The 6,215-nt window shown below is 67.7% G+C and carries 6 protein-coding genes and 1 pseudogene; all 7 read right to left on the reverse strand.

Annotated elements, in window-relative coordinates:
* Window positions 1-4 precede the first annotated feature (4 nt).
* Complete coding sequence (locus tag RTW82_RS26640; RefSeq protein WP_316926967.1) at window positions 5-538, reverse strand: sigma-70 family RNA polymerase sigma factor; 534 nt, start codon at window positions 536-538, stop codon at window positions 5-7.
* Between the two features lie 187 nt (window positions 539-725).
* On the reverse strand, window positions 726-1,814 hold the full coding sequence (locus RTW82_RS26645; RefSeq protein ID WP_410478857.1) for an extracellular solute-binding protein: 1,089 nt from the start codon (window positions 1,812-1,814) through the stop codon (window positions 726-728).
* A gap of 16 nt (window positions 1,815-1,830) precedes the next feature.
* A complete protein-coding gene (gene aguA, locus RTW82_RS26650; RefSeq protein ID WP_316926968.1) occupies window positions 1,831-2,943 on the reverse strand; it encodes an agmatine deiminase in 1,113 nt (370 codons plus the stop codon).
* Window positions 2,944-3,038: 95 nt separating this feature from the next.
* Window positions 3,039-3,926, reverse strand: coding sequence for a LysR substrate-binding domain-containing protein (locus RTW82_RS26655; RefSeq protein ID WP_316926969.1), 888 nt, complete (start codon window positions 3,924-3,926; stop codon window positions 3,039-3,041).
* 98 nt (window positions 3,927-4,024) lie between these two features.
* The gene (locus RTW82_RS26660; protein WP_316926970.1) at window positions 4,025-5,263 is read right to left on the reverse strand and encodes a hypothetical protein; all 1,239 of its coding nucleotides are present in this window, start codon (window positions 5,261-5,263) and stop codon (window positions 4,025-4,027) included.
* A 56-nt stretch (window positions 5,264-5,319) separates the two neighbouring features.
* Window positions 5,320-5,769: a YcgN family cysteine cluster protein gene (locus RTW82_RS26665; RefSeq protein WP_021220466.1), complete on the reverse strand. Its 450-nt coding sequence runs from the start codon at window positions 5,767-5,769 to the stop codon at window positions 5,320-5,322.
* Between the two features lie 326 nt (window positions 5,770-6,095).
* A pseudogene (locus RTW82_RS26670) lies at window positions 6,096-6,215 on the reverse strand (IS110 family transposase); the annotation flags it as partial.

Below are 6,215 nucleotides of genomic sequence, written 5' to 3' on the forward strand. Positions count from 1 at the left end.
GTGTTCATTGTCCGTCCGCCTGGACGTCGCCCTGCACGCGTTGCTTGCAATGCAGCAGGGCACAGGCGATGTGCTTTTCCACCATGCTCAGGGAAATCCCCATGCGCGCGGCCACTTCCGCCTGGGACAGGCCATCGAACTTGTGCATGACGAAGGCCTCGCGCCGGCGCGGCGACAGATCATCCAGTGCCGAGGCCAGGAGGCGCAAGCGCTGATGTTGCTCGACCTGTTCCAAGGGGCTCGCTCCTTGTTCATCGACCATGGTTTCCAGCGCTTGTTCGCCCTCGCCGTCGGCCGCACCGCGCACCTGCTGGCGGCGCCAGTGGTCACGCAGCAGGTTGCGGGCGATCTGGAAGAGGAAGGCGCGGGGCTGGCGGACCTGGTCGCGGTCGCGCCAGTCCAGCCACTGGGTGAAGGCATCCTGGGCGAGGTCGGCGGCGTCGGCGGAACTGCCCAGGCGCTTGCCGAGGAACTTCAACAGCTCGGCATGGAAGGCGCGGTAGGCGCCGGAGACGGAGCCCCGGAACTGCTCATCCACGGGGCTGTCTCCCGTCTGCTCGACTCGCTACCTGCACGCACGCCCCCGACAACAGGCAACCCGGCGACGCTGCCGAATGCGGCGTGCCAAGGATACCAAATGAGAATGCATATCATTAGATAGCAAGCGCGACGGGGCGGTCAAGACGCCCGGCATCACGATGGTCGGATGCCGGGCGGGAGATGGCTCAAAGACCGGACTTGAGCTTGCTGAAGGCGCGGGTCAGCGCGCGGTTGAAGGCCTTGGTGTTGTCGTTCTTGGTGTAGAGCGTGGCGCGCACGTCCGCCGGCGGGTAGGTGCCCGGGTCGGCGAGGATGGCGGGGTCGACGCTGCCGGCGGCCGCCGGCACCGCATTGGCGTAGTGGATGCTGTTGGTGATGGCGCCGATGGTCTCGGGGCTCATCAGGTGGTCCATCAGCGCCAGGGCGGCGTCGGGGTGCGGCGCATCCTTGGGCACCACCATGGCGTCGAACCAGATCAGGGTGCCTTCCCGCGGGATGCGGTAGCGCAGCCTGAAGGGCTTCTGCGCCTGCTCGGCCTGGGCGGCGGCGATGGCCACGTTGCCGTTCCAGGACATCGCCAGGCAGGTGTTGCCGTTGGCCAGGTCGTTGATGTTGCGGTCGTTGTCGAAGTAGCGGATCGACGGGCGGATCTTCGCCAGGTACGCCTCGGCGAGCTTGAGGTCGTCGAGGCTCTGGCGGTTGATGTCCAGCCCCAGGTAGCGGAAGGCGGCGGCGAACACCTCGTTGGGGTCGTTGAGGAAGCTCACCCCACAGTCGGCGAAGCGTGCGACCACCGTCGGGTCCATCAGCATCGCCCAGCTGTCGGTGGGGGCGTCGGCCATGCGCGTGCGAATGGCCTCCTCCTGGTAGCCGAAGCCGGTGGTGCCCCAGACATAGAGCCCGGCGTAACGGTTGCCCGGGTCGAAGCTGGCCATGTGCGCGGTGAACTCCGGGTCCAGCCCCTGGAAGTGCGGCAGCCTGGCCTTGTCCAGCGGCTGCAATGCGCCGCTGGCGATGGCCCGCTGCAGGTGCTGGCCGGCGGTCAGCACCAGGTCGTAGCCGCTGCGACCGGTGAGCAGCTTGGTCTCCACCGTTTCCAGGGAGTCGAAGTGATCGGCCACCACCTTGATGCCGGTCCTGGCCTCGAAGCGGGAGAGCGTATCCGGCGCCAGGTACTCGCTCCAGATGTACAGGTTGACCTTGGGCGGCTCGCTCGCCGCCAGGGCCATGCCGCTGCCAAGCGCCAGGCCCAGGGCGATCGCCAATGTGCGCATGTGCATCGAAGGCTCCCTAGCCAGCCCGGCTGGCGGCGTATTGCGGCATGGTGATACAGGCGACGTTGCCGCCCCCGAGGAGGATTTCCCGCGAGTTCTCGATGCCGATGATGCGGTGCCTGGGGAACAGCTCTGCGAGCACCGCGCCGGCCGCCTGGTCGTGGGCGTCGCCGAACAGCGGCAGGACGATGGCGGAGTTGCCGGCGTAGTAGTTGATGTAGGAGGCGCAAATGCGCGTGCCCTCCTCACGCAGGTGGGTACCGTCCACCTGGTCCAGGCCGGCGGCCTCCTCGGCCGTCCAGGTGAGCACGCGGGGCTGCGGCAGCTTGTGCACCTCCAGCGCGCGGCCACGGGCGTCACGGGTGCTGCGCAGGATGTCGTAGGCCTCCTGGTAGATCTCCCACTGCGGGTCGTCACGGTCGTCGGTCCACTGCATCACCACCACGCCGGGGCGGACGAAGCAGGCCAGGTCGTCGATGTGGCCGTCGGTTTCATCGAATTTGCAGCCGCGCGGCAGCCAGATCACCTGCTCGGCACCGAGGTAGTCGGAGAGCCGCCGGGTCACCTCATCCTTGCCCAGGTGGGCGTTGCGGTTGCGGTTGAGCAGGCACTGCTCGGTGGTCAGCAGGGTGCGCTGGCCGTCGGTCTGGATGCCGCCCATCTCGGCGATGAAGGGCGCGCGGTAGCGGTCCAGCTTCTCGATCTCGAGGATCTTCTGGGCGATCTGGTCGTCCTTGTCCCAGGGGTAGTAGAGGCCGCCATCGAGGCCACCGTAGGCGTTGAATTCGAAGTCCACGCCGCGTACCTCACCGCTCTGGTCGTTGACCAGGAAGGCCGGGCCGCTGTCGCGGAACCAGGTGTCGTTGCAGGTCATCTCCACCACCCGCACCTGGGCCGGCAGCATGCGCCGGGCATTGGCGTACTGGGTGGCGGAGGCGCAGACGGTGACCGGCTCGCTGCTGGCGATGGCGCTGACGATCTCCACCCAGACCTTCTGCGCGGGCTTGGCGCCGTTGCGCCAGACGTCGGTGCGCTCGGGCCAGCCGAGCCAGCAACCGGCCTTGGGCTCGAATTCGCCGGGCAGGCGGAAGCCGTCGGCCTTGGGGAGGGAAGTCAGGGAACGCGCCATGGGAAACCTCGGGGTGGGGTTGGATGTGCCCTGACGGTAAGCGCGCCGGTGCCCCGGCGACCAATGATGAATATCGCGGAATCCTTGAATTGGATTCAGCTATCGGCCAGCTGATCGCTGAACCATTCGACGAACTGGGCCACCGCCGGCTTGTCCAGGCGCAGCCGTTCGCAGACCAGCGCGTACTGCCCCAGGGACGCCACGCTGGCGGCGAAGGGCCGTACCAGGCGGCCGCTGGCCAGGTCCTCGGCGCTGGTGAGGTTGTCACCCATGGCCACGCCCTGCCCTTGTGCGGCGGCCTCCAGGGTCAGCCCGGCGTGACCCAGGTAGAGGTGCCGCAGCGGCTGCAGGTCACCGGCGTGGACGCTGAGCCAGGCGCTCCAGGTCTTGCCGTCCTGGTCGTCATGCAGCAGGCAGTGGCGGGCCAGGTCGCGCGGGTGCTTGAGCGGCAACTGGTTGAACAGGCCGGGGCTGCACACCGGGAAGAACTGCAGGGTCGGCAGCGGCCGCACGAAGTAGGCGCTGGCATCCCCCGGGCCGGTGCCGTAGGTGATGGCGAGGTCGATCTCCTCGCCGGGCAGCGCCGACTCCAGCGGCTGGTCGTAGAGGTGCAGAGTGATATGTGGGTAGCGCTCGCCGAAATCCGCCAGCCGGCCCACCAGCCACTTCTGCGCCAGCTCGGCGGTGACGGCGATGCGCAGCTGCGCCTGGGAGCCGGGGTCGCGCAGCTCGTCGCAGGCATCGAGGATCAGCTCGAAAGCCTGCTGCAGGCTGTGCAGCAGGCGCCGTGCCTGGGGCGTCGGGCGCACCTGGCGGCCGGCACGGACGAACAGCTCGGTACCGAGCTGCTCTTCCAGCTGGCGGATCTGGTGGCTCACCGCGCTGTCGGTGACGCACAGCTCGGCGGCGGCGCGGCCGAAGTGCGCATGGCGGGCGGCCGATTCGAAGGTGCGCAGGGCGGTGAGGGACGGCAGGCGGCGCATGGGCGGGCTTCCGGGCAAAGCCGGCATCGTTGCGCAGGTGGGGTGATGGCGTCCAGCGAAGCGTCGCCCGGGCTTCAGCCCGGGGCCCGCACCGGGAGTCAGGCCCCCTTGGGCAGCTTCAGCAGCGGCGTGTCGAGCACGTCGGATTCGCCACCGAGCACGTTCTCGGCGATCTCGACGAAGTCGCGGGTGCTGACCTTGTCCAGGCGCATCAGGCCACGGGTGACGTCGTCGAGGGAGCGCTCGCCGTTGCTGGCCTTGCGGATCTCCTCGTCGAGGTCCTGCAGCAGCAGCACCGCGCGGGCGGTGACCGGGCCGGTGGACTGCTCGCCGCGCAGGTTCTCGACCTTGCGGCTCCAGCGCTGCAGCTTGGCGCGAACCTTGTGGTAGCGGTCCTCGCTGAGGCCGCCGGCGCGGCGCATCAGTTCGATGGCGTAGAACTCGGCGATGCCTTCGCTGATCCAGTCGCTCTGGTCGGTGTCCTTGATGCGGCTGAACACGTGCACCAGCTCGTGCACCAGGGAGCTGGTGCCGTTCTCGCTGACCAGGGGGCGGTCGGCGTGCATGAAGAAGGAGTTGGGCGCGGAAAGGCCGCCGCGCCACATCGGGTCGCCGGCACCGACGATCAGCAGCTTGCCGGGGTCGCGGGGGAACACCGCCTGGGCATGGGGCCAGACGAAGGTCAGCAGGGTGAGGATGTCCATGCGGCGCATGCCCTCGCCCATGGGCGCGGCGACCGTGACGTCGGTATTGCCGAGTTCGGCGCGACGGCTGCCGAGCTTGCCGGCGATGATCCAGCCGGTGGGGCGGTCGAACAGGCGCTCGGCATTGTCGACGCGGAAACGGTTCTTGCCCACGCGGGACCAGCCGGTCTCCACCGTGCTCCAGCCCTTGGGCAGTTCGAACTGGATGCGCGACACCAGCTCGGTGCCGTCCACCAGGTCGATGCGTGCCGGGGGCACCAGGTCGTCACCCCGCAGCAACGCCCAGTCCGGCGTCATCCGCGCGTCGAACTTGCCATCGCCACGGGGGTGGGTGATGCGCACCTTGTAGCTGAGGGTCGCCTTGCCCTCCGCCGGGGTCCAGGTGCCACGCTCGGCGCTGGCCTGCTGCCATTGGCCGTCGGCCTTGAAGTCGCTGTAGTAGCCCTTGTCGCCCAGGTCGAAACCGAGGCTGCGGACCTTCTCGCCGTTCTCCAGCACCACGCGCACCTCGGCCTGGTCGCTGTCCGGCAGGAAGCGCACCAGGTAGTCGACATCGCTGCGCTTGGCGGCCAGCAGCGGCGCGCAGAACAGCAGGGTGGCGGTGGACAGCAGCAGGGTGGCGCGGTTGGACATGTCGGGCTTCCTCGGAGCGATTTCCCTATGACTCGGCACGCGGTGGTTCTATCCGTCTAGCCCGCACGAAAGATCATGTAGTCCTCCCAGTCGTCCTCGGCCACCTGGGTCTCGCTGACCATGCGCCCGGACTGGGAGATACCGGCGTTGTGCACCGCCTCGGTGTCACCGCAGATCAGCGGGTGCCAGGGCGGCAGGTCCTTGCCCTCGGCCACCAGGCGGTAGCCGCAGGTGGGCGGAAGCCAGCGGAACTCGTCGGCCTGGGCCGGGGTGAGCTGGATGCAATCGGGCACGAAATCGCGACGCTTGGGGTAGTTGGTGCAGCGGCAGGTGTTCAGGTCCAGCAACTTGCAGGCGATACGCGTGTAATACACCGCGCCGTCGTCCTCGTCTTCCAGCTTCTGCAGGCAGCACAGGCCGCAGCCGTCGCAGAGGGATTCCCACTCCTCCTGATCGAGCTGTGCGAGGGTCTTGCGCTTCCAGAAGGGTTCGACTTTGGCGGCCATGGTGGTCTGACTGGGTAACGGGGCGCGGTAGTCTAGTCCCGTCGAAGGTGCCGGCCAAGCGCTGCCGACGACGGGACGACCGGTAGCGCCATGTAAGGAAAATCATTCGCAGGATGGCTACACCGTTGGCCCCCAGGCAACGGGCAGGCGTAGGGTGGATGACGCTCTTTTCATCCACCAACGATATTGCCTGGGAGCACGAAAGGTGGACCGGTGAAGCGTGGTCCGCCCTACGCAAGCCATCTGTGCCGGGATCGGTTCGGTGACACGCAACAGCGGCCATCTGAAACCTGAGATGCCGCCGGGCGTAGATACCGTCTTGATCCCTAGTGAGCAAGGGCCAGTTTTACGTCGTACGGCTGGCCCGATTTCAAGACGCCATAAGCGATGTTCAGCAGCTTACGCATCGCTGCACAGATGATCTGCATGCCGGTCTTGCCCTTGGC

It is taken from the genome of Pseudomonas sp. zfem005, from assembly GCF_032621735.1.
GTDB lineage: Bacteria > Pseudomonadota > Gammaproteobacteria > Pseudomonadales > Pseudomonadaceae > Metapseudomonas > Metapseudomonas solani.